The organism is Alteromonas sp. AWM4_230 (assembly GCF_056158305.1).
This window is the reverse complement of the sequence record NZ_JBSWTB010000001.1, coordinates 665,291-689,222: the sequence shown is the minus strand read 5'-3', so window position 1 is coordinate 689,222 and position 23,932 is coordinate 665,291. Positions and strand designations below refer to the sequence as shown.

Sequence of the window (23,932 nt, the reverse complement as noted above, 5' to 3'; positions counted from 1 at the left end):
TGATAATGTATCAACTTTATTTTTATGGTATGTTATATTGTAACGTTTGCGCAAGAGGTAAAAATGAAAACCATTTCTATTACGTGGAAAAAATCAAAAAAAGCGCTACGCGCCTCTTCAGCTTTTCTTAAAGTGGGTGCTTTTGCCGGATTGAACTTGGCTGGAATGGTTATCAGCGCTGTTCATGCTGCGCCGCATACTCACGGCGAAGGAAAGCTACAAATCCTACAAGCGGGAAGTGAATGGCAGTTTGTGCTTCAGTTACCTGTTGCCGATGTATTGGGGTTTGAGTACACACCGACCACAGCTGACGAAAAGAAACGCTATCAGAACATGCAGGAATTGTTTCTGCGCTTCGACGACATTTTTTCCTTAAGCAACACATGTGAATTGCTCGATACCACCCTCGAGAGCCCTTGGGAGATAGCCGAGGGACATGATGAGCATGATGAGCATGATGAGCATGATGAGCATGATGAGCATGATGAGCATGATGAGCATGATGAGCATGATGAGCATGATGAGCATGATGAGCATGATGAGCATGATGAGCATGATGAGCATGATGAGCATGATGAGCATGACAGTGAACACGAAAGCGACGCCCATCACAACACCCATTCTGATTTTCGCGTAGCGTACCTGCTTAGCTGCCAAGAACCTCTTAAGCGTATTGAAATGACAGGGTTTTCCCATTGGCCAAGCTTGCAGCATGTCAACACTATTTGGGTAACCAACAAAGGACAAGGTGCGATGGAAATAACCCCAAATCGGCCAATGTTATCCATTAACAACTAATTATTTTTATACTCTAAGGCGCTAGTTTCATTAATGAAGCATGCGCCATAGCAATATTCGGAAATACTATGAATTCAATAACTCAAGGAAGCAGCGCAATGCCAAAAGTGCAGCTCATTTCAGACAAAATCGCTATGACCCTTTCATCGCTTTGCGTCATCCATTGTTTATTAACGCCTATTTTATTGATTTCCATACCGGCATTGGCAAGCGTGTCTATTCTCCATGATGAAACCTTCCATCAAATACTACTGTTTTTTGTACTGCCTATTGGCGCCTTTGCGCTTTCCGTAGGCTATTTACATCACAAAAATAAATGGGTGGTATTAGCTGGCGCTACTGGTCTTACATTGCTAAGCAGCCCACTGCTGGTCGAATGGGTAGGTTTAGGGCACGAAGTGCTTGGCGAATATGGTGAAGTTATTATTACTGTAATCGCTTCATTTATTATTGTCAGTGCTCATATTGCAAATTACCGACTCAGAGAAACTACTCAGGGCTCGACCTGCGAAGAGCGCGAGAGAGCACAATCACACACCTATTAGTTTCATCACTTCCTCATATACGCGTGTTCTTTTTAGCGACAGCTACAAGTATAGCGATGTAACAGTTTTTAAGGTTTTATTCAGAGGTAATTTTGTCTAGTTTCAATCATCGCGACACGGTACTACCCGATGTCACTAATGAGCAATCTACAGCTCAAGTTCCTGCTATTGATAGTGTTGGGATGCAGGGCATTGCAATACCCCTGCATGTTTTAGGTAAGCGCGGTGAACGCTTAAGTAGTCAAGCAAAGGTAGACGTGACAGTAAGTTTAGATCATCCCAGCGCCAAAGGCATTCACATGTCGCGTTTGTACAACCTGCTACAGCAGTACTTGAGCAATAAGGATCTTCACAAGTCAGCACTAACAAGCTTAATGAACGCGCTTATCGATTCGCAAGATGGGCTCAGTAAAAGCGCAAAATTGAATTTGCATTTTGATCTAGCCGTATCGCGTCCGGCGCTTATTAGTAAAACGTCAGGGTATCAATCCTACCCTGCTTCACTGTGTGTAATGCGTACATCAGAGCATTACAAAGCGCAGTTCAAGCTAAGAGTGCCTTATTCCAGTACGTGCCCGTGCTCTGCATCACTTTCACGCAAGGCATTGGCAGAGGCCTTTGTGGAACAATTTGAGAGCAAACAATTTGAGAGCAAACAGTTTGAAGGGCAGCAGCTAACTGTAGAAGAAATGGGCGCTTGGCTTGCTTCTAAAGAAGCCAGCATCGCCACGGCTCATGCACAGCGCTCGTTTGCCGACATAACTTTGGACTTAGCTAACAAAGATATTCCTGATTTTATTGGTATTATTGATTTAGTAGAGAACGCGCTGGGCACGCCGCTTCAAACCGCGGTTAAGCGAGAAGATGAGCAGGCGTTTGCAAAACGCAATGCCGAAAACCTAATGTTCGTTGAAGATTCGGTAAGGCGTCTACATGCCGCGTTCAGTACGTATTACCAAGCAACCTATTTTCGTGTAAAAGTAGAACATCAAGAAAGTCTGCATGCACACGACGCCATTGCTGAAATATCAGGCCCAATTCACCGATAAAATCATACATGGTTGTGTACGTTGAAATTCGCAAGCAGAAAAAACGATAAAAGGAAAATAACATTGTTATCTGTTAACAAATTCGCTGATATCAGCAAACTAGCGTGTATTAGCGCTGCGGTATCAGTTATCGCGGCATGCTCGTCAACACCATCTACCACGCTGGCCGGTGAAAAAGCGCATACGCTGTCTAACGCCGTGATATATCAAACCAGTAGCAAAGAGTACCCTGTCCTCTCAAACTTTGTTTACAACCAGGCTATTGCCGCACTGCCAACGCGCTTTGCTGAAGGCGACGTTGTAGTCATGGATGTTGATGAAACCGTGCTAGATAATAGTACCTACCAAAAAGAGCGCGAGAGTGTCGGCTTAGGTTATTCATCAAAAAGCTGGGCTGACTGGGTAAAGCGTGAAGAAGCCACACTGGTTCCCGGCGTCGCTGATTTTATCGACGAGGTTATTAAGCGAAATGGAAAAGTGGCGCTTATTACGAATCGCGATAAAACGCTTGATAAGCACACGTGGAATAATCTTTTAGCACAAGGTTTACCGCTGACCACCAGCAATACCTGCGTAGTTGGCCGTACTGCTGAAGATAAAAAAGCAGTCGGACAAGAAGGTATGGTTAATGACAAAGACTTGCGAAGAATGCAGCTTACCCAAGGTAAAATCGCATGTTCAAATGCGTCTAAAGACGCCACATCTACGTGGGCGGCGCCTCACACTATTGTCATGCAAATTGGCGACAATATTGAAGATGTAGGCGGCGTAACCCAAGAATCTGCCAATGTTGAGTCGCTAATGCCTCGAGTTGGTACAGAGATTTTCATTCTGCCAAACCCAATGTACGGTTCTTGGTAATACATTGAAAAAATAAAATTAACGAATGTCGCTTTCTATATGGAAAGCGCCATTCTTAGATTCCGCTTTTCCATCGTTAATGCCATTTCCCAATCCTGAATAGGGCTTTATTTCTATTACGTCTAATAGGTAAGCCGATGTTCCTTGAGGGTCTTCATAGAGCCCTGTAGAAAACTTACCCGAGAAGGTGTAAGCCTGCTGAATGTTTATTCCGCTAATACCGCCTTGTTCGTGGGTATTATTTAGCGAAACAAATACAATTTGATTGGGCGGAGGCGGCGGATAGTGAATACACGCGCCGAAATAAGGCACGATGAAGAAGGAAGTTATTTCACGCTGTGCATTAGCTTCAACAGGCACAATAAACCCGCTGAGTTCGACGTAGTTACCGTTAAATGTATCAACCGTATTCACTGAGATCAGTGCTTGTTGATACTCATCGTCGAACGTGCGTTGAATAGACTGAAATACTTGTTCATGAAGAGGTAAATTTTGTTGAGAATTCTGATTAGACTGAGCTTTACCCAGTAACGCTTTTTCAGCTTCAGGTAACAAGGCATCCCAAGTTAAAACTTGATACTGTTGGGTTTCCTGCAGTCGCGTGCCGTCTTGATAAATAACAACGTCACTGCTGAAAAATCCGATAAGGCCGTTAAGTTTGCCATTAAGCCCTAAACCAACTAATGCACCTAATGCGGCGAATGCAATAAAGAAAGCCAGTAAAGCAAAAGAGGGGCGCTTCATTTGTGCATTCAGCGCCTAACTCGCTAAAATTTTTACTTTGCGCGTGTAAGTGACTGGCACATTCTTTTTAAGCGCATACACTTTTAGTACGAGTTCGTGGGTACCTTCTTCTTTTGCCTGAAAACTGATAGCTTGTTCACCTTTAGCCGAGACCAGGGCGAATCGCTGTGGCGAAAGTAGCGTTACGCCGTCGCTTGCCATTACATCTACACTCACTTCTTTATAGTTCGAAGGAATGGTAAATCGCAGAGGTACAGCAGACGCTTCGAGCTTTGCCACTTCATGCTTCCTATCGATATTAAGGGAGATAAGTGGCTCTTTCGCTGCCGCTAGGTGCTGCTGCATCATAGGATGCTGAAAACCAAACTGCATATTACCCATTCCCGCGTGCAGTTCGCATGCACTGCTATGAAATACTATTGAGCTTGATAAAAGAGTGGCTGCAACGACCGTCTTTTTCATGTTAGTTACTCCTCGTACAGCGTAAAGCTGTCTAGCACTAATGAATACGCTGATGTACCCAGTGCACTTTCGTGGTTGTCGATTTTTACCGTACCTTCGAACCAATAAGGGTCGTACAAGTTTTCTACTGCGATACCTTCTTTGTACTCAACATACAGAATTTGATTAGGCGGTGGTGGCGGCATATGTAAGCAAGCACCAAAATACGGTACGACGAAAAAGGCAGTGGCCTTTTGTTCTTCATTTTGCTCTAAAGGTACAATAAATCCGGGGATGCGAATGGCTTTACCATCAAATTCATCTATTACCCGGGTTGACACTAAAGCTTGCTGATATCGTTGTGCTTGTTCATCTTCTAGCTGCTTTGAAGCAAAATCATCAATTGAGTCGGCGGCAAATCCATCGGCAATATCGTTTAAAAACTCAGGTCTGTTTAAAAGCGCGCTCAAATCGTCCTCGGGCATAAGGGCTACCCAGTCAATTTCTTCGTAATCGGCGGCTTGGGTTAAGTTTAACGCGCTAACTAACATTAGTAGTGTCGCAATTAAACCAAGTTTAACGCTAGGAAGCGTGACAAAAAATTTCACAAAGATGCGACATCAAAGAAACAAAAATACGTTATAACATAATATATTTCAATAAAGTAAGTTTTACGTTTATCTACCCACATTGTTGATTGAGACCTTCATAACAAGAAACTTAGCTCAATATTGTCGAAGCTCGAAACGAATGACTATATTTTAGTGAATGGAGTTTTTATAAATAGGCGCATAGTTGAATGACTAGAACTGGACTTTTTGTCACAAGTGTATTGCTCACCCTTCTCGCGTTAAAGCCCGCCTACGCTGCTACAAACCAAATCAACCCTGCACCAAACGATGAAGTTATAGCCAGTATCAAAGCGCTACATCGAGCACCCGAAAAAGAAATGGCTAGATTAAATTCGCTGCTCGATTCAAATCAGTTCTCTCCAAAACGTCATGAATGGGTATACCTTTATGCCTTAGGTAAAGAAAAACAGGGCGAATATGATGAAGCTTTAGCACTCGCAGAGAAATGCATAAGCGATGTTTACGCTAGTAGGCTAATGCAGCAACGCGCAAAATTGCTCAAAGCCAAAATACTTTCACGCAAAGGCGAAATACAAGAATCGATTAGCTTGCTCAACGCCGTTAAGCAGTGGTCTATGAACCACGGCGTAATACAATTGAATATTGGCGTATTAATGACACTAGGTACTACTTTTGAAAATATTGAAGAACCTAAGCTTGCTCTTGATAACTATCTCTCCGCTTATGAATTAGCTACACAGTTCAAGACACAAGTCCCCCCCTCTCATATTGCTGGTCTGATAGGCACTATTTATTTGCAGCAGTCTAAATTCGAAGAAGCAAAAGCATATTTAAACGAAGCTTATGAATTTGCGGTTAAAAAGAAAAACACTGTTAATCAAAGTCGGGTAGCAGAAAAGCTTGCTCGAACAGAGCTAGGGCTTTCAAACTTTAAAGACTCCGCGCGCTTTTTTGAATTAGCCATAGAGATTGCAAGAAAAAACAATAACTCCCTCCTACTAGCCAAAGCCCTACTCGGCAAAGGGGAAATGTTGTTAGTGCTAGGGAATACCTCTGAGGCAGCCAGCGCCGCTCGCCTTTTATTTGAAGAAGCAAGCGACCTAGCCCGTGATTTAGACTCTACTACTATTTACTTTAACTCGCTTATAGCGCTTTCTCGTCTGGCGCTGTCCAGCGGAGACAAAACAGAGGCATTAGAGATGGTTAGGCTTGCAGAAGAGGTAATAGCGAGCGCAGAAGCAGGCGTTGCCCATTTGGAAGCCGCTTATCTTAAACTGTCTATTCTTGAGAGGTTTGGCAACGAGCAAGATACGATAGACGCACTCAAGCACTACATTGAATTAAATAAGAAAATAACCGAATCACTAGATAAGTCGCGTGAGCAAATAATACGAACGCTTTACGAACTAGACGAAATTCAGGCAGAAAATAGCGACTTAAAAGCTATCACTCAATTACAAGAAGAAAAGCTTGCGCTTAACCAGCAACGAAACTTTTTACTGGCTGTAATCACTGGGTTATGTCTAATACTTAGCTTACTACTGTTTTTACTCTACATTAAGCGTGCGCGTTACCAAAAAAGGTTAGAGCGGCTTGCTACTACCGATGCATTAACCCGCTTTTATAACCGGGTCAAAATTCTAGAGTTACTGGAAGGATCGCTCGCCACCTTTGAAGCGTCTAACGAAAAATTTTACGTAGCAATGTTAGACATCGATTTCTTCAAATCTATCAATGATAACTATGGTCACAAAATGGGCGATGATGCATTGCGCCTATTCGCTCGCACTGCGCGACAGCTTTTTACTAAACACGTCGATATGGGCAGGTTAGGAGGTGAAGAGTTTCTGTTTATATTCCATTGCGCTAAAGAAGACCAAATTTACAAACAGCTTGATAGCTTCCGTCAGTCGCTAAAAATAGCCTCTGCAAGTCAACTCTGTGCAGACATTAAATTAACATTCTCAGCAGGATTAAAAGTAATTGAGTCCGCGCAAAGCGCTACTGCCATTTTAGAAGATACAGACAGAGCCCTTTATGAAGCCAAAGAAACTGGCAGAGATAAAACCGCTGTAATTAAATGTTTGTAATTTGATACACATTAATGGGAAAAAACTACATAGCCGTATCTCACATGCAAAATACGTTTTTTATAAAAGCGTCAGAGATAACGACAATAACCTTTCAATATCAACAGCTTAAAATACCCTTAACTCCATAACAAAAGATTGGCACAGATCACGCATACATTAGACTAACGAATAAACGCAGAACGTAATTTGTAGCCAGGACGGCTTTAGCGACGGAGAGGCCAGATTACGTAAATATCAAAGACTGAAGGTGACGACATAGGAAGCATATGGAATGGTTACCAAGGATGAATGGATGAGTCAGTGTTTGAAATTGAAGGATACCTGTAGAGCATTCGTTAAATTGCTGGTCGATGATGAGGTTAGGTAAAAGATAACCTAGATAAACTCGCAGGACGCATGGCTCTTGTTTCATAAGGATTGCAAACAAGCTCTGAGTGCCTACATCGCAAGCACTGACAGTGATGTCTCGTGCAGCAAGGGATTGTTGACCCTATTTGGATTCGTTGAAGTACGTGTGTGTTGCTTCAGCGAAACCATAGTGAGGACACTGGTAATGTCGTCGATATTATTAGTGAGTTGTCACCCGACGACATTCCTCTCCCCTCAAAGGCCCATCCCGGCCTTTACATACCTCTGATTTTGGCCCGCCTTTGGCGGGCATTTTTTTATCCTCAACTGTGATAATATAAACAATACCAGTTCGCATAGATAAAGAGCTACCTGCGTGTTATCGCCATCCGCATCTACTGTTGTTTTTAAAGTTCTGTTCTGTGCATTGCTAGCTACATCTGTCGGTCAAAGCGTCATGCTAACCACGCTTCCCTCGATGGGGCGACAAGCCAACCTTTCAGAGTTTCATATAGCAACAATCATGTCGAGCTCCGCCCTTATTTTCGCCTTTGGCACTAATGTATGGAGCAAAGTAGCAAAGCGTGCAGGGTTCAAACGAATACTAATGGTGGGCCTTACTGGCTATAGCTTAGGTACCTTTGCCTTTGCTAGCGCGTGGATGGCAGGGTTTTCTGGCATTATCAGTGGTACAAACTTATTCCTAGCGCTACTGATAAGTCGCAGTTTGCAATCTACCATTATGTCGGCAACGCCCCCCTCTGCTGTAGGTTACGCTGTCGCTATAAGTTCGCCGAAGGCTCGGGTAAGTGCTATTAGTAAAGTGACCTCTGCAAGCAATGTCGGGCAAATTGTCGGTCCAGCTTACGCTGGGTTATTGGTGGGTTTCGGCTTATTAGCTCCGCTGTACAGTATTGTTCTATTAACCTTGTTAGCAATGGCACTAGTGTATTTTAAGCTGCCAGTTTTACCCCCTTTATCTAAGCAACAGGCAGCTGTGCATGCTAGCAAAGACAATCAAGCACCCACCAAAGTGCCGTATGTGTTTGTTGCTGCATGTATTTGCGTGTTTTGCGCTATGGCAATGATGCAGCAGTCGTTAGGCTTCTTTTTTATCGATTTTTATCATTACACGCCCGTTGAAGCTGCTCGACAGGTGGGTTTTGCAATGATGGTCAGCGCCGCAGCCTCTCTCACCGCACAGTTTGGTTGGGTACAGAAAGGGCGTATAAGTAAAGAAACAATGATCACGCTCGCACTTCCTCTATTGGGGTTGGCGTACTTGTTACTGTTCCTTCAACATTCATTGTTTGTGCTTTATATTGCCATGGCTTTGATGGGGCTAGGTATGGGTATGGCCTACCCATCATTAGCAGCAGCGGCAACAACCTATTGCGCGCCTTCTCAACAAGCGACCATTACCGGGTTAATTACAGCCACTACCGCCATGGGCTATGTTATAGGGCCACCACTCGCAGCAGTTGTATATCAAGTTAATATTGCCTTACCTTTCGCTGTAGCGTCAGTGCTAATTGCCGTCACCTCTTGTGTAGTCTATGTAGCGCTGCAAAGAACTAGCCGCCACAGATAAGATTTAAAGACTAGCATCACAGGCGCGCACCTGTAGTTTCATAATTGTTTTTCAAAGGTATTTATTTTTTTACCAATTATTTTTAAAAATGCGGAACCTTTTCAGGATTGGGCTATCTTACTTAATACATGAAGTCGTTGAGTGTGCGTCTTTGTGGTGTGTAAATGTGTTTTCCAAGTTATGTTGTGGTTTTTTAAGGGGCTTTTTAGCCCCTTTTCTTTTGCCTCCTGTTTTCCTAATTAGCACCTTTCAAAAATCGCATATCGCTGCGCTTATCTATCAACTGATAGTCAGTGTTCTAAACATCTTGCCTTTAATCTAAAAAATAGAATTTAACAAACGTTATCATTCCTTCTAAAGAAATGGTAATGAGAACTATTATCAAATAAAATCACCTTAAATTTTTAAGGAGAAACTAATGGCTAAACCCCAACCCCGCCAAGCTGTTGTGACACAATCTGTTCGTATAACCCCTACTATGCAGCGCGTCTTTTTAGGTGGTGAAGATCTCCGCACTTTCCCTGCCGTAGGGGCGGGTGCTTATGTAAAGCTTATGTTCGATAAAAACGGAAATCCGCTCAACAAACCTACAGATATGGACCAAGTAGCAATGCGCACTTATACGGTTGCTCACTTTGATGCGGATAAGCCTGAAATGATTTTGGATATGGTTATTCACGCAGATAACGGAAAAACAGGACCAGCTTCAGCATGGGCTACAAGTACTAGACCTGGTGACGTAATTACAATAGCAGGTCCAGGCTCTAGCAAAGGCTTAAACGAAGATTATGACTGGGTATTGCTAGCAGGCGATATGACCGCTCTTCCCAGTATAAGAAATCATCTTGCGGCTCTTCCCTCTCATGCTAAAGGTTATGCAGTAATTAAAATTCAAGAGGAACAAGATGCAGTTGAGCTTGAAAAGCCTGAAGGGGTTAAGGTGGAATGGGTTTATGAACAGTCTCTGCCCCATAGTCTTACACAGCTAGATTGGCTGGGAGGCAATCCTTCAGTTTGGGTTGCGTGTGAATTTTCAGATATGCGAGCTATCCGCACATGGCTTAGGGATGAAAAAGCGTTGGCTCACGACAGTTTGTATATCAGTAGCTATTGGAAGAAAGGTCGAAGTGAAGACCAGCATAAAATAGAAAAGAGACAGGATAGTGAAGCCTTTGCCAAAAACTTAGCCTAATCCCTTACCTGTTGTTCTGTAGTGTTTGCAACTGTTTGTAAATTCTGCATTAAAAATTCCGTTTCATTGATTACGCACCAAGATAATATTCATGATAATCAAAGACCTATGACATGGAATGCCATTTGCTGCTATTTGTATAACTGGCAAGTTTTTTCGTCAGTTTTCTCAACCAATTGTTTGGATAAGGAGAGCACGTTATGAACAATGATCGTATTGAAGGTAATTGGAAAGAAATGAAGGGTAAGGTACAACAGAAATGGGGTAAGCTTACTGATGATGACCTAGACGTAATTGACGGTCGCCGTGAAGAATTAGTAGGTAAGATTCAGCAGGAATACGGCAAAAGCCGCGACGAGGCTGAAAAAGAAGTAGACGCTTACTTCAATTAATAATTTATATTTACCCCAAGGTAATTAAACAAAGGCAATGTTTTTAACAGATATTAGCTTTTGTTACCGCAAATTCTGAAGGGCCACAACATAATGTTGTGGCCTTTTTTGTTTGTTTTTAATGCAGTATTCAAGACTAATGCTGTGGCGGGCTAATAAGATAAGCTTGCCCATCTATTAGCCGTTTCTTATCGGCTCCAAGTAATAAAAATATTTTACTCATCTACCTTCGGCTGTAGATTTTCACGTACTTCTCTAGCATCAAAACTGGTTGCCGAAGTAGGCCGAGTGCCTTTACCCAGCTCTATGCTTAGAATACTCTCGATTTCACTTTTTTGAGAGCCCCCGACAAACACTCCGGTTTCAAATTGGCTAGTGGGGTGATAAGACGTACGGCAAGTAAGTACACCGCAGTCAGTGACGCGTGCGTAACGTTGGCTAAAGCCGGCAGTTGGCGTGGTCTGCACCGTTTCTTTGTCTACTAAGGTTTCGCGGTCGGTAACGACAAACCAGTCATAACCTTCCAGTAGGGTTAGCTCAGCAGCGCGCAACATCGCATAGTCCATGGCTTTCCCTTTATCTGTTCCTTTTGCCTTAAAATGTACGCGGTATTGGGTATCACTTAACTTACTTTCGTTGTAACCAAAACCGCCTTTACCTGCTTGTCTATAATCAGGTTGACTTGCACAGCCCGCCATAATCAATACCGCAAGTACTAACATAATTTTAGTTTTCATCATCTACTCCTTCGGCTTTCTCAGCTAGCCAAGTTGCTTCAATTGCGTTTTTTTCTTGCTCTCGGTTTAATGGCGCGGACGCCATCATCATATCTAACTTATCTTCTAACAGTTTGGCGCTAGTAGCCGTCTGATATTGCCCCGTATTTGCGCCTAACTCATCCAACTTACTGGCCGCAAGTTGCCAGCCGCCTTGCTTGTCTTTACAAGCTATCATTACATTTAGTTCATCTTGAGACGTCACTTCAGCCTGTCGGCAAAAGTTGAAGTCAGTGTTTAAAAAAGACAGTTTAGGCGTTACGGTTATGCCAGATTCAAACGAGGTAGTCTCTCCACTCAAATTACTGTCGAGCACAGACGACACATTAGCCCAGTGTGAAGGTTGTGAAGTATCAGCACCTCGTTGATTAAAGAATACCAAACCAGCTAAAACCGCCACGCTTGCAGCTATGGCAGCAATTGAAGAAACTCCTTTCCACTTTGCTTGTCCACCGCTTGCGCCATCAGCTGTATTCATTTTTTGAGGAAACGGCCTCACATTTTCCGCTGTGCTTTGGTTTGCTGAGCCCTCTCCATTTAAACGTTCACTACGCCCCTGTATTGCGCTTTTCTCACTTAAGCGACTTTCATCACTCAAAAGCGCGACGATTTCTTTAGGGAGCGCAACTGCAGTCGCCTTTTCTGCAGCCACTTTTACTACTCTGTCTACTTCTGCAAGTGCGGCAAGACGGTCAGAAACCGTTACGTCATGTGCTATCGCCTCGCGAACCGTATCCATTTCTCCAGCATCAAGCTCTCCATCTAAGAAAGCAGAGAGTTTTTCGTCAGATAAGATCACGATAGCACCTCATTTTGCCCGTTTAGTAATTTTGATATTTTTGTTCTGGCTCTGGCAAGACGGCTCATTATAGTCCCTGCTGGCACCTGTAAAACTTCAGATGCGTCGGCATAACTCATTCCCTGTACTGCCACCAAAGAGAGGGTTTCTCTTTGCTCACAAGGCAGTTCATCCATGGCGCTTGAAACCTGCTTCAATGTCATAGAGTGGGTTACCGTTTCATCCATATCTACATGATCATTTGCTGATTGCGCTTCATATGAAAGGGTATCGCTAGCGTTAGTTCTCACTTTCTTCGCCCTGTATTCGTCTATCCAGCAATTTCGGCACACTCTAAATGCCCATGCCATTAGTGTAACTTGCTCAGGGATGGGTTTACTCAATAATCGTTCTAGCGTGTTCTGAAGCAAATCATCAGCATCATGTATGTTACCCGTCAATGAGTATGCAAACTTTCGTAATGACGGGACGAGTTCGGTCAACTCATCTTTCATTTTCATGTACCTTCGTGAAGATTTCCGTTATCAATACTCTATTAACGAGCCACGAGTATTTTTATTCCGTTGAATAACAATTTATTTCAAGCTTTTGTGAATTTAGGTTATCAGCCCTTCTTCGACACTCAGCGGAATTTTTCTTCTTTCTATTCGTCACTACATAAAATGGCAGCAGTGACTTAGACTCTATTTATGACCATGGCACAATTTATGCCATTCCTTCTCAAGGCACTGAACTGCTCCCATGTATTCAGTAAGGTAGCAAAATGAAGTACACACTCTTTGTCGGGATAGTAGGCTTGTTGGCAGCATCTATCTCCCAAGCGCAACTTACAGGAACATTGAATCAAGTGGTTCCACCGGTGCGCCCAATAATTGATAGAGCGCCCTCGGAATTGAAGAGCATTAGAGAGGAAGCAAGACGAAAGGTGCAAACGTCTATCGATGGCGCCAGAGGCCTATCTTCATTGGCTTCAGGCGTTGTTGGCAAGGTCCCCGCCCCCCAATTTGTTGCTCCTACGGCCACGACTATATTATCTGCGTCGGGTCAGAAAATTATCAAAGAAGTTAGGTTAGAAAATGGTTTTCTTGCCGTTGAAAAGGAGTGGCTTTTTATAGGTGAGGAAGCCGATAAAGCATATTTCAATGGCACGAATATAGAAATACTAGAGGCACAGTTTTTACCTGCACTCTCTCAGTGGCTTTATAAAGTAAAGGTAACAGGGGATGAAGATGAAGTGTCGTATATTCGCAACAGCTTACCTAAAAACCTGCAGTCTCAAATAGGACGTAATCATATTTACTTATCCCAAAACGAAGTGGCTACGAACAAAAGCGAACCAGAGCTTAAACATGAGTCAAAAGCATCACCGCAAAAATTTGAATCTTGTTCGACACCCTTGCGCATCGGGATGGTTGATACCCATGTTGTGTCTACCCACCCAATGCTGTCGCACATTAGCCTAAAACAAGCCTCTTTTATTGTTGGTCAAAGCCAGAAGAATGAGCATGATCAAGATAGCAATATGAGCAGTGAAGGTGATGGAAAAATTATAGGGCAGCCATCTTCCCAAGAAAATACCATAGCCTTTTCCTCAGATCACGGTACAGCAGTAGCAAGCTTAATAGCGGCGTCGCTACCTGAGTCAAGCCAAGTATTTAACGCTAGTGTATTTTACTCGCGCAATAGTGTTAGCCAAGGTGCAACGCTTATGTCGTTAATTGAAGGCCTTAACTATTTAGCATCACAGCAGGTTGATGCCGTAAACATGAGCCTTGCAGGGCCCGACAATCCTATTTTAGCGCGTGTTATACAACAGTTAGATACAAACGGCATACAAGTTATTGCAGCTGTAGGTAACGAAGGGCCAGCCTCTTTACCCTTATATCCTGCAGCCTACCCAGAGACACTTGGCATAACCGCAGTGGATAAATCACATGCAATATACAGATGGGCCAACCAAGGTGACTATGTAGATTTCGCTGCATTTGGCGTATCGGTTGATGCCGCACACCCTAATGGAAAAAAGGTTAGGCAAACAGGAACCTCAATGGCTTCCCCTCGTGCCACTGCGCTGTACGCCTGCTTTTTCCGCACAGAGCAGCAAAGACACGCCGCCTTATTAAAAATGCAGAAAATAGCTTTAGATGCTGGTAGCCCCGGACGGGACAAGGTATTCGGCTTCGGCGTACTGCCTTAAAATACAGCCCTATTCATATTGGCATTAACGTTCACTAGAAATGAACGTTAATGCCTAACTCGGCAATAGTTTCTTGGTAATTTGCTCCATCGACTGTAGAAGCAAAGTCTCCGTATTGGGTAGACAATTTGATATCCACATGATCATAAACGGCGTAGTCTGCACTCATTTCAACAAGGTGCCTGTCGTCTTCCCTGCCTATACCTCCATCTTGTTCTGAAGCGTAATCGCGCACGTCTAGCTGGTAAGCAACCTTGAACTCAAGCGGCTTACTAAACACCGTAAATGGATAAGTGTAGGCAAGGTCAATGCCCTTCCCTGTATAATCAAACGCATTGTCCTGCGCATCTTCATTTTGGTATTTAAGGGCAATTTGAAAAAAATCTTCCCCTTCAAAAAAGTAAAACAGGTCACTGCGTACGGCAACAGCTTCACTATCACGAATTGGTGTGTCCTCTGGCGTGTTCTCAAACTTCTTGTCGATAAGGTCGCTACTAATACGTAAATAAGTTCTCTGTCCTAAAAGTTTCCCCGCAGACAAACCATATTGTTGATAGGTAAGGAAATCACGCCCATCAAGCGTAGCGCTGGCGTGATAGTAATGCGCACCTAGTTTTGCAAAGTCTAACGTATACTTAGTGCTTGCAGATAAGGTGGTAAGCCCGAGATTAAATTCGCTGAGGGTTTGGTATTTGGTATTTGCCTGACTTATCGAGAGCTCATTTTCCCACTTATCCGTTGGCTTCACTGAAACTTTTAACAGTGCTTTTGACTGTACAGCGCTGTCGTCCACATTAGAATTTGTGTCCAGCTCACTGACACTTACGTTACTATCGTGGCGATAGCCTACATAACCAGAGCCTGAAAACGAGATCGCTTGCTTCTCTTCATCCGTACTTCTTGCATCATTAGTTACTTTTGACTGACTGTCGTTGCTTGCATAGGCTGCACTGCTGGCTATTAATGCGGTAACCGTAGCAAGACCGATGTATTTGCGACTATCCAGGGTAAATAAAATTTTCTTGAGTGAACGTTGAAGTGGTGGGGTTTTCATTATTACTACCTACTACAGAGAAAGTGAAACTCGGTGTTTTCAACTATGAATGGGTTGTGCGAGGAAGTTAGGAGGGGAGCTCTCCCTCCTCCTAACCGTTGAGGCCCATACGTTAAAGACCTAATGCACCCGAGATATTTGAAGCAACGTTATCGTTTACTGTGCTTTCCACAGTGTTTGCAACCGATGCCTCTACCGTGCTTTCTACAGTGTTCGCTACAGTGCTTTCGACTGTACTCTCTACCGTATTTCCTACATTGCTTGCTACCGTTGCAGCAATCACCCCTTCGACGGCGGTAGCGACAGTGCCAGTTACAGTATTGGTCACTGTACCCGTTACTGTGTTGGTCACGGTTCCCTCTACTGCACTTTGAGCGGCTCCCGAAGCCGTGCTTGCTGCAGCATTTTCCACTTCACCTTCTGGCTGTGCATTCGGTTCAACAGATCCTAATGCTGACGACAAAAATGATGTTGAATCAGACACGTTACCCGTAAGCGTTCCTGTCACCGATGCTGTCATTAAATTCGCCGTATCTGATGTCGCTGAAACAACGCCTTCAAGAGAAGCCTGCGAATTAGAAACCAGTGAAGATGTTGCGTTTGTAGAAAGCTGTTGAGCGCTATTTGCCAAGAGGTTAGTGTTTGAAGTAGTCGTTTGTGCTACTTCATTTGCCTCTGCTTGATCTGAGCTGCCTTCAGTGCTTTCTTCAGGAGCTTGATTCAATTCTTGCCCGCTTAATAAGCCATTACCTGTTTGGCTTATCGATAGCTGCCCACTAGCGTTAGCAGAACTTTCGGTAGACATTTGGCTTTGGGTAACTGTTTCACCTTGTGCCGATGTCTGCATACTTGATTGAGCTGCAGCTTGGGCGTTTGCACCATTTGTTAGAGAAACTGATGTAGACGTTGAAGCAATAGCTGAAGTGTTTGCCGAAAAGGTTGCTTCTTGAGCCAACACCGACGTTGACGCCATACCTAAAGCCAATGCAATTGCAGTATTTAACTTTTTCATCCGATTATCTCCGTTGTTCATAAAGGACACTGAGATAACGATTAGATGAAAGGTTTTATTCCGCTGAGGAGTTATTTTTTCGCAGAGAATAAAAAAGCCCTGTAAAAACAGAGCTTTATTTAAACTATTTTTCTGAAGCAGTCATGCTCTTTTCCCACCAGGGAAGAGAATAGTCTATATTTTCCGGGTCGTAGGTTTTAGCATATTTCATTTTTACCGAACTCCAAAACGCGGCTTTGAAGACAGGGTCGTAAATGACAAACTCACCTTGTTCTCGATACTGCTCAAACAGTTTTTGGTAAGCACCTACAGGTGTTAAAGGGTTGTCTTGTTGAAAAACCACATCACCGCCATAGGCTTCATACAGCGCTTTAGATACTTTCCAGCTTTTTGCCATACCTTCAGCCATTGCAAGACGGTAACGCTCTAGTTCTTTATCTTGATAAGTGCCATCACTATCTAAGTCAACGGTCCATAGCTTAATAACGGAATAAGCAGACTGAATTTCGCTGTCGTTGGGCTCTATAGCGTTTTTATCTGCGAAATCCGAAAGTACAGATTCAGTAATTTTATTACCAAGCGCACGTTGGACTAAAATATCGCGAACTTCTTTTTCTGATTTGTCAGTGAGAATTGACTGAAAACGATCAACATCCTCCTGAGAAGGCTGAAGCTCGGTATTAGATATAGATTTGTTGAACAAACGAGCAATAATCTCGTTTGCGGCTTGCGGTGTATTAATCCCAAGCGAAACTACTATGGCTGCAAATAGCACCATAGGAATTACGTTCGAACGCGTCACTTTGTATGCTTCCCTAAGTTCCAATAATTAGCACAAGCACAAGACACATTCATTTGTTATTGTAAGAATTTTCCGTTGTCTTGCGAAATGACATCTAACAGGCCTAATACTTTAGAATAGTTTTGTTTAAAATTCCACTTTCTTACGCATAGATTTTTTCGCGCCCTGTTGTTTTTTTACATCTAAACGACGGGCTTTAGCTGCTCGGCTTACCTTAGTTTTTATACGCGGCTTTTGTTCTACGGTTGCCGCCTTTATCCACGCGACAAGGCGCGCTAATGCATCTTCTCTATTTTGTTCTTGAGTGCGAAAATTTTGTGCTTTAAGTACAAAAACGCCTTCGTTAGTAACGCGACTATCTTTCGCATTCAGTAATTTGGCTTTAAGCTGGTCGGGTAACGTCGACTTATTGATATCAAATCGCAGATGTATTGCGCTACTTACCTTATTGACGTTTTGCCCCCCGCTACCTTGAGCGCGAATAGCCTGAAGTTCGGCTTCGTCCTCATCTATCGAGATAGAGCTAGTTATCGTTAATTCCATATCAGTTCCTATACTCTTAGTGGCATGGCGTATTATTTTTACTGCGTCTTTATCACGCTAATGACTTGCGACTATAACTCATCGCTTACTTGACCGTTAAAAGGTAACCCGATAGGTTAATTTATCCCCTATCTTGGAAACACAGCATGCTGACTATTTTACTTATCGTTATTTGTATCTTTGTAGGTCTTATTTGGTTTACTGCAAAAATGGATAGCAGCATAGAGTCATCGTTTAGGCCTTCGGGAAAGCTTACTCCTGTCGAGGGAGGAATTATTCACTGGCAAAAACAAGGAAATGGGCCATCACTCTTACTAATCCACGGCTTACTGGGCAATAGTAACAACTTTAATGAATTAGCCAAAACCCTCGCGCAGCATTACACGGTTTATTCCGTAGACCGCCCTGGAAGCGGATTTTCTAGTCGATTCAAAACCACATCAGCCAGCTTTGAGCAGCAAAGCAAAATGTTATTAGAATGGATGGAAAAAGAGGGCATTGAAAAAGCGAGTATTGCGGGTCACTCGATGGGCGGGGGTATTGCATTAAGAATGGCTATAGACGCGCCTGAAAAAATCACTTCTGTGTCATTGCTATGCCCGTTAACTACGCCACTTAAAGGTGGTGCAGGCCCACTTTCCGTAGTGTATATACCTAATGAATTCGTGCGCAATAGTATAGCGAAAACCATCGCCAGCCCGTTAAGAGCAAAGTTGGGTAGAAAGCAAGTAGCGCAAATTTTTCACCCAGAACCTGTGCCTGCTTCATTCTCTGTTGAAGGAGGTGGTTTGCTTGCGCTTCACTCTCGCAGTTTTTATGAAGGAAGCCGAGACACTGTCTCTGCACAAGGCAGTTTGCATAGACAACAGTCATCTTATGGTGAAATCCAATGTCCTGTAGGCGTCTTATATGGTGAAAAGGACACTATTTTAAAGCCAAGTGAGCATATCGAAGCTGTCACTTCGGCAATAGACTCGGCTGAACATAAAGTAATTCCTGACGCTGGTCACATGATACCCATTACTCAGGCGCAAACCTGTGCAGACTTTATTGTCGAGATTGACAGTAAAGCGCGACAAGCCGACTAATGAAACACAGCGCCCATTTTTGAAGTGTGAGCATTGTGAGAGAACTCAACAATAGCCAGCGCGTTTTGTCTGCCAGATTCAGTCTGTTTTAATTTACGCAGCTGGTCAGCCACACGCTCAATACCATCGTATTCCTTACACATCTCAAAAGGGGTCGATTCAAGCGTAATATTGTAGCTACTAAACCAAGTTTTCATTTGTTCACTGTCCCCTTCTGACAATGAGATGAGTAAATGATACATACGAATAAATGCAAGCTGCTTTCGGTACTCCGCTGTGCCGCTTTCAAAACCAAGCAAGGTAGTTTGCGCAAGAGATGAAGGAGAAATACCTAATATTTCAGAAGCTTGCTTTACATTTAACCCAAGTTCTTGATAAGCCCAAGTAAATGCTTTTGTAACAACACTGGTAGGAAACGGTGATCTATTCATAATTTCGCCTCTTTCATCGAACAATTTTGATGAGATATTTTTAACTCTTTGCAAGCTACTTTGCGAAATACATACCAAGTTAGTAGTGCTTATGAAATTGAGAGAGTTACTTCGATGCTACTTTTGCTAGATGCGATGAAATGCCTTCTGAATCTATGTTAAAACCGTTGTCCTGCATCCACTCAACTGCATTTTCAATAAATTCAACAAACGTAAATTCGACATTGAGCCCGTTGTACACACGTTTGAGTTGACCTTTGGTCGTTGCCTTTGCCGTCGAGTCACCTAATACAACCGCTATGTGGGTTAACCCCAAAGGTTGCATTGCCGCCGTACGCTCGCGCAGCAGCGCTTCTGCATCCGGTATTAATAGTGACTCTCCAGTAACGCAAACAATGTTACACCACACCTTTCCAAATAACCCTTCCGCGCTGGTGCGATATTCCTTACCAAAGCTTTTTACACACTCCTGATTCCAAGGTCCGTAGGCTTGTGTTACGACGGCGTCACCACACCGAGTTACAATAAATTCACCATGAGCGTACCGCATTTAAACCACCTAATTATTCCAGCAAATTATTGAATAGCACATATTCAGATACTGTATGAGATGAGTACCTTTTACTACGCGGTGTTATGTACAACGCGTAGTAAAAGTATGGTCCAAAATTTATTGAATGCGAAAAATATTATAGATGCTATAAATGTGAAGTTTATGCCGCAAGAATTGTGATCAACTCCGCAAATGTAGGGCGACCTTGAATATCCAGCGGCAACTGCAGCTCTCTAGCAATATCGCTCACGCTGATAACACCCCGAACTTCGTGACTGTCTCTGTCCATCACCAAACAGTGATGTTGCCCATAATCTTTAAGCGTCTCTATCACATCACCCACAGATGAATGCGTTAGCTCAGTATAGTCAAAAGACATAAGCGACGTTTTAGGGCGCATAAAATCGTGAACCGTTAATTCTTCGCGTTTGACTTTAAGCTCGCTTATACGCTGAATGATTTGCTGTTCACCTACATCATGACTGGTGATAATTCCAATGAAACGATTTTCACTGTTCACCACCAGCATCATACGAACGTGAGATTGACGCATAATCGACTCTACTTTTGTCGCGGGTGTTCGAGCATCAAGCACATGTGGTAGATGCTGCTTAAAGTCAGTGAAGACCGCCATGGCAGATGAATTTACAGTAATGGTGTTTTCAATAACCGGCCATGCCAATGTATCGATAGCTTCGGTTTTATATAGATTTAAGGCGTGCATACCTTTCTCCTAATCAAAAGTAAAAAAATAAGTTTTTTGAGTGATTAAGTGAAAGAAGGTGGTCCTCGAATGATGTTGGCGCGCTGCCTAGTAAAGGCTTTTGCATCAATCGTTTTACCAGCCGAAAACCGGTATTTTTCCAAGCCGCTGGTGATGTCGACAAACGAAATGCCATCATCAATGTCGTCGTCAGATACTTCAAAAGCGGAGCTTTCCCATTCGCTAATGAGGGTTGAGAGCGTATTTGCACTGTTCGACTGCCCCGCAATATTTTGCACACTTCTTCCCTCTCCCAATACGGAGACGGATACTAGTGATGAAAATAACGCTGGCAGAATAACGGCCAACAAAACGTACGAAACGCGCAAAGCGTACAACCTCTAATGAACTAAACAACATTGAAGCAAAGCAGCCACTTTTGTTACTGCCTATTTAAACTATAAGAGTATTTAGCGCGTTTAATAGAGGTGTTTAGCGCATTATATCGACCATTAAACGACGCGTCTTCGAAAACTAACCGTGACGCGACTCAGGTTTGGTGGGTTGTTTGCTGTACATTCGTTCTAAAAACAAGAACGAACACTCCCATTAAATGTGATGTTTAGCCAACGTAATTAGAAATACACTACATTCAACTGATCCATAAGGTGTTTTTTCAGCGGTCATTTAGCGTTTGAGATACCGCATTAACTGAAGGTCTAAACAACCTGATTGCAAGTAAGTAATAACGGAAGTGATATGAAACCAAGATGGTCCAGACCTATAGTTATTTTGCATTGGATATCTGCCATTGCCATTGTCAGCATGTTTGCTTCAGGGCTGTGGATGGTCGACCTCACATATTACAGCGACTGGTATAAGACGGCACCGCATTGGCACAAAAGTGTTGGATTAATTTTGCTTGCCATCACTGTTATTCGCTTAGTCACGCGCGTTGTTACTTCACGGCCGCCGTCACATGGCACCCCGTTAGAAAAAAGGTTAAGTCGCATAGGTCATGGGCTTCTGTACACCTTGATTATCATGCTATTCGCGAGCGGCTATTTAATTTCAACGGCCGATGGAAGAAGCATCGACGTATTTAATTGGTTTTCTGTACCTGCAATGGGCGAGTTCTTTGAAAATCAAGAAGACATTGCAGGAGAGGCCCATTTTTATATTGCGTGGTCAGTGATTTTATTGTCGATCATTCACGCGCTGGCTGCGCTGAAACACCACTTTATTAGTAACGATGACACACTGAAGCAGATGTTACGGCTTCGATGATATTGAGGAAAAAGGAGAAATGATGAAGAAGTTAACACTTGCCTTGGCCGCTGCGCTGTCTTTAAGCACCGCTAACGCCGCAGATTATGTGATTGATAGCAAAGGCGCCCACGCGTCTATCAACTTTAAAATTCAACACTTGGGCTACTCGTGGCTTACTGGTCGCTTCAACGATTTTAAAGGTACTTTTAGTTACGACGACGCAGCACCTAGTACAGCAAAAATTATGGTGACTATCGATACCGACAGTATCGACTCAAACCACGCAGAGCGTGACAAGCACCTTAAGAGCGACGATTTCTTAAACGTTGACGACTTTCCAGAGGCGAAGTTTGTCAGCACAAAAATTGTCGATAAAGGCAATGGCATGATGGATGTAATGGGTGACTTCACGCTTCATGGTGTAACAAAGCCTATTACAATCGAAGCCAAAAAGATTGGTGAAGGTAAAGACCCATGGGGCGGCTATCGTGCAGGCTTTATGGGCACAACGACGATTGCACTTAAAGATTATGGCATCGACTATGATTTAGGCCCAGCGTCGCAAACGGTAGAATTAGAGCTTCACGTTGAAGGCGTGAAACAATAGCTATCTACATTTAGTCCTAGCGAACTAAATTTATGATTTGAGAAAGCCCCAAACATGGGGCTTTTTTTTATATGTGGTTAGTGAAGCTTCAGCTTAGGGCTGATGGCCTGACTTAACTTCTTCACAAGGAGCTTTAGAGCACCTTTAATTTTTCCGTGTACTGCAAACTGGTGCATATTATACAAAGAAACGTAAACCAGCTTAGCTAAGCGCCCTTCGATAAACATACTGCTGTTAGATAACGAGCCCATCAAGCTTCCCACCGTGCTGTACTTACTCAAATGAACCAGCGACCCATAATCTTTATAGGTAAAGTCTTTCGTATCTTTTTGGGTAAATAGCGACGTTATATTATGTGCAACAATATCCGCCATTTGGTGAGCAGACTGCGCTCGAGGTGGCACCCACTTCCCATCTTCCTGCTGGAAACCACAGCAATCGCCTAACACCCAAATATTCTTATGAGATGAACTGCGAAGCTGCTTATCAACAAGGATCTGGTTCGCTCTATTTGTTTCAAAAAGCTCAAGCTTTGTTATGAAATCTGGCGCTTTAACGCCTGCAGCCCACACCATTAAATCAGCATCAATGCGCCCACCGTCTTTGGTGATCAACCCTCTAGCATCGGCTTCAGCCACCATGGTCTGCTCTTTAATATCTACACCCAGCTTATGCAGCGCTTTTCTTGCAGAGTTCGCTATACGCTCAGGCAGTGCCGGTAAAATTCGATCGCCCGCCTCTACTATAGAAATTTTTAGGCGAGAAGCAGACATCTCTGGCATGCCATAAGCCTTCGACAAATTCGCTACGTGGTGAAGCTGAGCTGCTAGCTCAGTGCCCGTTGCCCCCGCCCCTACTATGGCGACATCAATTTTGGCGTCTTTATCTTCTTGCTGATTGATTCGGATAAGCTGGTTAAGTAGCGCTCTGTGAAAGCGTTCAGCTTGCTTTAACGAGTCGAGAAAGTAGCAGTGCTCAGCAACACCAGGTGTCCCGAAATCATTGCTCACGCTGCCAACAGCCAGCACTAACTGGTCATATTGAATCTCGCGTTCGGGCAAAACCTGCGTCCCTTCTTCGTCGATTAAAGGCGACAAGGTTATGGATTGCGCTTGCGCGTTAAGCGAGCACATTTCACCTAGTTGGAAGCGATAGTGATGAGCCGCAGCGTGAATGGCGTAGTCCACACCGTCTGAATGTTTATCAATTACACCAGCTGCCACTTCATGTAAGAGCGGCTTCCAGATATGGGTTCGACTGCGGTCGACAAGGGTAATTTCGGCTTGTTTCTTTCTCCCGAGGGTGCGGCTTAAGCGACTGGCTAATTCAAGACCACCAGCACCGCCACCAACAATTACTATTTTTTGCATGGGTATACCTATTAACAATCATTCCACCTATACCGCCTTACCGTTAAAAGCGCTATACATGGCATGACTGAAACCCATGCT

The 23,932-nt window shown here is 43.5% G+C and carries 27 protein-coding genes; 12 read left to right on the top strand and 15 right to left on the bottom strand.

All coding sequences use genetic code 11. The annotated features are described in order from the left end of the window. The first annotated feature begins 63 nt into the window (after positions 1 to 63). The 4 genes from ACXACS_RS02995 to ACXACS_RS02980 all read left to right on the top strand — a co-directional run bounded on the left by ACXACS_RS02995 (position 64) and on the right by ACXACS_RS02980 (position 3,253). Complete coding sequence (locus tag ACXACS_RS02995) at positions 64 to 798, top strand: ZrgA family zinc uptake protein (protein ID WP_474803906.1); 735 nt, start codon at positions 64 to 66, stop codon at positions 796 to 798. A gap of 68 nt (positions 799 to 866) precedes the next feature. Beyond that, positions 867 to 1,343: a MerC domain-containing protein gene (locus ACXACS_RS02990; protein WP_474803903.1), complete on the top strand. Its 477-nt coding sequence runs from the start codon at positions 867 to 869 to the stop codon at positions 1,341 to 1,343. 92 nt (positions 1,344 to 1,435) lie between these two features. Then, positions 1,436 to 2,392, top strand: coding sequence for a GTP cyclohydrolase FolE2 (gene folE2, locus ACXACS_RS02985; protein ID WP_474803900.1), 957 nt, complete (start codon positions 1,436 to 1,438; stop codon positions 2,390 to 2,392). Positions 2,393 to 2,455: 63 nt separating this feature from the next. Then, a complete protein-coding gene (locus ACXACS_RS02980) occupies positions 2,456 to 3,253 on the top strand; it encodes a 5'-nucleotidase, lipoprotein e(P4) family (RefSeq protein WP_474803897.1) in 798 nt (265 codons plus the stop codon). A gap of 18 nt (positions 3,254 to 3,271) precedes the next feature. Here the strand turns inward: ACXACS_RS02980 and ACXACS_RS02975 are convergent, their stop codons facing one another. Genes ACXACS_RS02975 through ACXACS_RS02965 form a run of 3 tightly spaced genes read right to left on the bottom strand, consistent with a single transcriptional unit; the run spans position 3,272 to position 5,046 of the window. Beyond that, positions 3,272 to 3,997 carry a DUF3299 domain-containing protein gene (locus tag ACXACS_RS02975; protein WP_474803894.1) on the bottom strand — a complete coding sequence of 242 codons (726 nt, stop codon included), beginning with the start codon at positions 3,995 to 3,997 and terminating at the stop codon, positions 3,272 to 3,274. Positions 3,998 to 4,012: 15 nt separating this feature from the next. Further along, positions 4,013 to 4,459, bottom strand: coding sequence for a hypothetical protein (locus ACXACS_RS02970; protein WP_179984904.1), 447 nt, complete (start codon positions 4,457 to 4,459; stop codon positions 4,013 to 4,015). Between the two features lie 5 nt (positions 4,460 to 4,464). Then, on the bottom strand, positions 4,465 to 5,046 hold the full coding sequence (locus ACXACS_RS02965) for a DUF3299 domain-containing protein (protein WP_474803891.1): 582 nt from the start codon (positions 5,044 to 5,046) through the stop codon (positions 4,465 to 4,467). A 191-nt stretch (positions 5,047 to 5,237) separates the two neighbouring features. Here ACXACS_RS02965 and ACXACS_RS02960 point away from each other — a divergent pair, with 191 nt between their 5' ends. The 4 genes from ACXACS_RS02960 to ACXACS_RS02945 all read left to right on the top strand — a co-directional run bounded on the left by ACXACS_RS02960 (position 5,238) and on the right by ACXACS_RS02945 (position 10,647). Further along, entirely contained in the window at positions 5,238 to 7,121 is a 1,884-nt protein-coding gene (locus ACXACS_RS02960; protein ID WP_474803888.1) for a tetratricopeptide repeat-containing diguanylate cyclase, read from the top strand. Positions 7,122 to 7,899: 778 nt separating this feature from the next. Then, positions 7,900 to 9,063, top strand: a complete 1,164-nt coding sequence (locus ACXACS_RS02955) for an MFS transporter (protein ID WP_474809195.1) — start codon at positions 7,900 to 7,902, stop codon at positions 9,061 to 9,063. A 418-nt stretch (positions 9,064 to 9,481) separates the two neighbouring features. Then, positions 9,482 to 10,255, top strand: coding sequence for a siderophore-interacting protein (locus ACXACS_RS02950; protein WP_474803885.1), 774 nt, complete (start codon positions 9,482 to 9,484; stop codon positions 10,253 to 10,255). 200 nt (positions 10,256 to 10,455) lie between these two features. After that, positions 10,456 to 10,647: a CsbD family protein gene (locus tag ACXACS_RS02945; protein ID WP_012519989.1), complete on the top strand. Its 192-nt coding sequence runs from the start codon at positions 10,456 to 10,458 to the stop codon at positions 10,645 to 10,647. A 215-nt stretch (positions 10,648 to 10,862) separates the two neighbouring features. On the opposite strand, the gene ACXACS_RS02940 is transcribed toward ACXACS_RS02945, so the two are convergent. From ACXACS_RS02940 to ACXACS_RS02930, 3 genes are read right to left on the bottom strand one after another with little or no spacing between them, the layout of a single operon-like run. Beyond that, a complete protein-coding gene (locus ACXACS_RS02940; RefSeq protein ID WP_474803883.1) occupies positions 10,863 to 11,384 on the bottom strand; it encodes a CC0125/CC1285 family lipoprotein in 522 nt (173 codons plus the stop codon). Then, entirely contained in the window at positions 11,374 to 12,222 is an 849-nt protein-coding gene (locus tag ACXACS_RS02935) for an anti-sigma factor (RefSeq protein WP_474803880.1), read from the bottom strand. The genes ACXACS_RS02940 and ACXACS_RS02935 overlap by 11 nt, the downstream gene beginning before the upstream one ends. Continuing rightward, on the bottom strand, positions 12,219 to 12,716 hold the full coding sequence (locus ACXACS_RS02930) for an RNA polymerase sigma factor (RefSeq protein WP_474803878.1): 498 nt from the start codon (positions 12,714 to 12,716) through the stop codon (positions 12,219 to 12,221). The genes ACXACS_RS02935 and ACXACS_RS02930 overlap by 4 nt, the downstream gene beginning before the upstream one ends. A gap of 269 nt (positions 12,717 to 12,985) precedes the next feature. Between ACXACS_RS02930 and ACXACS_RS02925 the strand changes: the two genes are divergently transcribed. After that, on the top strand, positions 12,986 to 14,419 hold the full coding sequence (locus ACXACS_RS02925) for a S8 family serine peptidase (RefSeq protein ID WP_474803876.1): 1,434 nt from the start codon (positions 12,986 to 12,988) through the stop codon (positions 14,417 to 14,419). Positions 14,420 to 14,453: 34 nt separating this feature from the next. Here the strand turns inward: ACXACS_RS02925 and ACXACS_RS02920 are convergent, their stop codons facing one another. From ACXACS_RS02920 to arfB, 4 genes are all read right to left on the bottom strand, one after another. Next, entirely contained in the window at positions 14,454 to 15,473 is a 1,020-nt protein-coding gene (locus ACXACS_RS02920) for an outer membrane beta-barrel protein (RefSeq protein ID WP_474803874.1), read from the bottom strand. Between the two features lie 112 nt (positions 15,474 to 15,585). Beyond that, complete coding sequence (locus tag ACXACS_RS02915; protein ID WP_474803872.1) at positions 15,586 to 16,485, bottom strand: hypothetical protein; 900 nt, start codon at positions 16,483 to 16,485, stop codon at positions 15,586 to 15,588. A gap of 124 nt (positions 16,486 to 16,609) precedes the next feature. Further along, positions 16,610 to 17,287: a SurA N-terminal domain-containing protein gene (locus tag ACXACS_RS02910; RefSeq protein ID WP_474803869.1), complete on the bottom strand. Its 678-nt coding sequence runs from the start codon at positions 17,285 to 17,287 to the stop codon at positions 16,610 to 16,612. Positions 17,288 to 17,413: 126 nt separating this feature from the next. Further along, entirely contained in the window at positions 17,414 to 17,830 is a 417-nt protein-coding gene (arfB, locus tag ACXACS_RS02905; RefSeq protein ID WP_474803866.1) for an alternative ribosome rescue aminoacyl-tRNA hydrolase ArfB, read from the bottom strand. Positions 17,831 to 17,976: 146 nt separating this feature from the next. Here arfB and ACXACS_RS02900 point away from each other — a divergent pair, with 146 nt between their 5' ends. Further along, positions 17,977 to 18,918, top strand: coding sequence for an alpha/beta fold hydrolase (locus tag ACXACS_RS02900; RefSeq protein ID WP_474803863.1), 942 nt, complete (start codon positions 17,977 to 17,979; stop codon positions 18,916 to 18,918). On the opposite strand, the gene ACXACS_RS02895 is transcribed toward ACXACS_RS02900, so the two are convergent. The 4 genes from ACXACS_RS02895 to ACXACS_RS02880 all read right to left on the bottom strand — a co-directional run bounded on the left by ACXACS_RS02895 (position 18,915) and on the right by ACXACS_RS02880 (position 20,904). Beyond that, the gene (locus tag ACXACS_RS02895; protein ID WP_474803861.1) at positions 18,915 to 19,349 is read right to left on the bottom strand and encodes a hypothetical protein; all 435 of its coding nucleotides are present in this window, start codon (positions 19,347 to 19,349) and stop codon (positions 18,915 to 18,917) included. The genes ACXACS_RS02900 and ACXACS_RS02895 overlap by 4 nt on opposite strands. A 106-nt stretch (positions 19,350 to 19,455) precedes the next feature. Further along, entirely contained in the window at positions 19,456 to 19,899 is a 444-nt protein-coding gene (locus tag ACXACS_RS02890) for a hypothetical protein (RefSeq protein ID WP_474803859.1), read from the bottom strand. Positions 19,900 to 20,062: 163 nt separating this feature from the next. After that, on the bottom strand, positions 20,063 to 20,626 hold the full coding sequence (locus ACXACS_RS02885; protein WP_474803857.1) for a CBS domain-containing protein: 564 nt from the start codon (positions 20,624 to 20,626) through the stop codon (positions 20,063 to 20,065). A gap of 44 nt (positions 20,627 to 20,670) precedes the next feature. After that, complete coding sequence (locus ACXACS_RS02880; protein ID WP_474803855.1) at positions 20,671 to 20,904, bottom strand: hypothetical protein; 234 nt, start codon at positions 20,902 to 20,904, stop codon at positions 20,671 to 20,673. 460 nt (positions 20,905 to 21,364) lie between these two features. Here ACXACS_RS02880 and ACXACS_RS02875 point away from each other — a divergent pair, with 460 nt between their 5' ends. Then, positions 21,365 to 21,892, top strand: coding sequence for a cytochrome b (locus ACXACS_RS02875; RefSeq protein WP_474803853.1), 528 nt, complete (start codon positions 21,365 to 21,367; stop codon positions 21,890 to 21,892). Between the two features lie 22 nt (positions 21,893 to 21,914). Beyond that, the gene (locus ACXACS_RS02870; protein ID WP_474803851.1) at positions 21,915 to 22,481 is read left to right on the top strand and encodes a YceI family protein; all 567 of its coding nucleotides are present in this window, start codon (positions 21,915 to 21,917) and stop codon (positions 22,479 to 22,481) included. A 77-nt stretch (positions 22,482 to 22,558) separates the two neighbouring features. On the opposite strand, the gene ACXACS_RS02865 is transcribed toward ACXACS_RS02870, so the two are convergent. Next, on the bottom strand, positions 22,559 to 23,851 hold the full coding sequence (locus tag ACXACS_RS02865; protein ID WP_474803849.1) for an NAD(P)/FAD-dependent oxidoreductase: 1,293 nt from the start codon (positions 23,849 to 23,851) through the stop codon (positions 22,559 to 22,561). Positions 23,852 to 23,932: the final 81 nt, after the last annotated feature.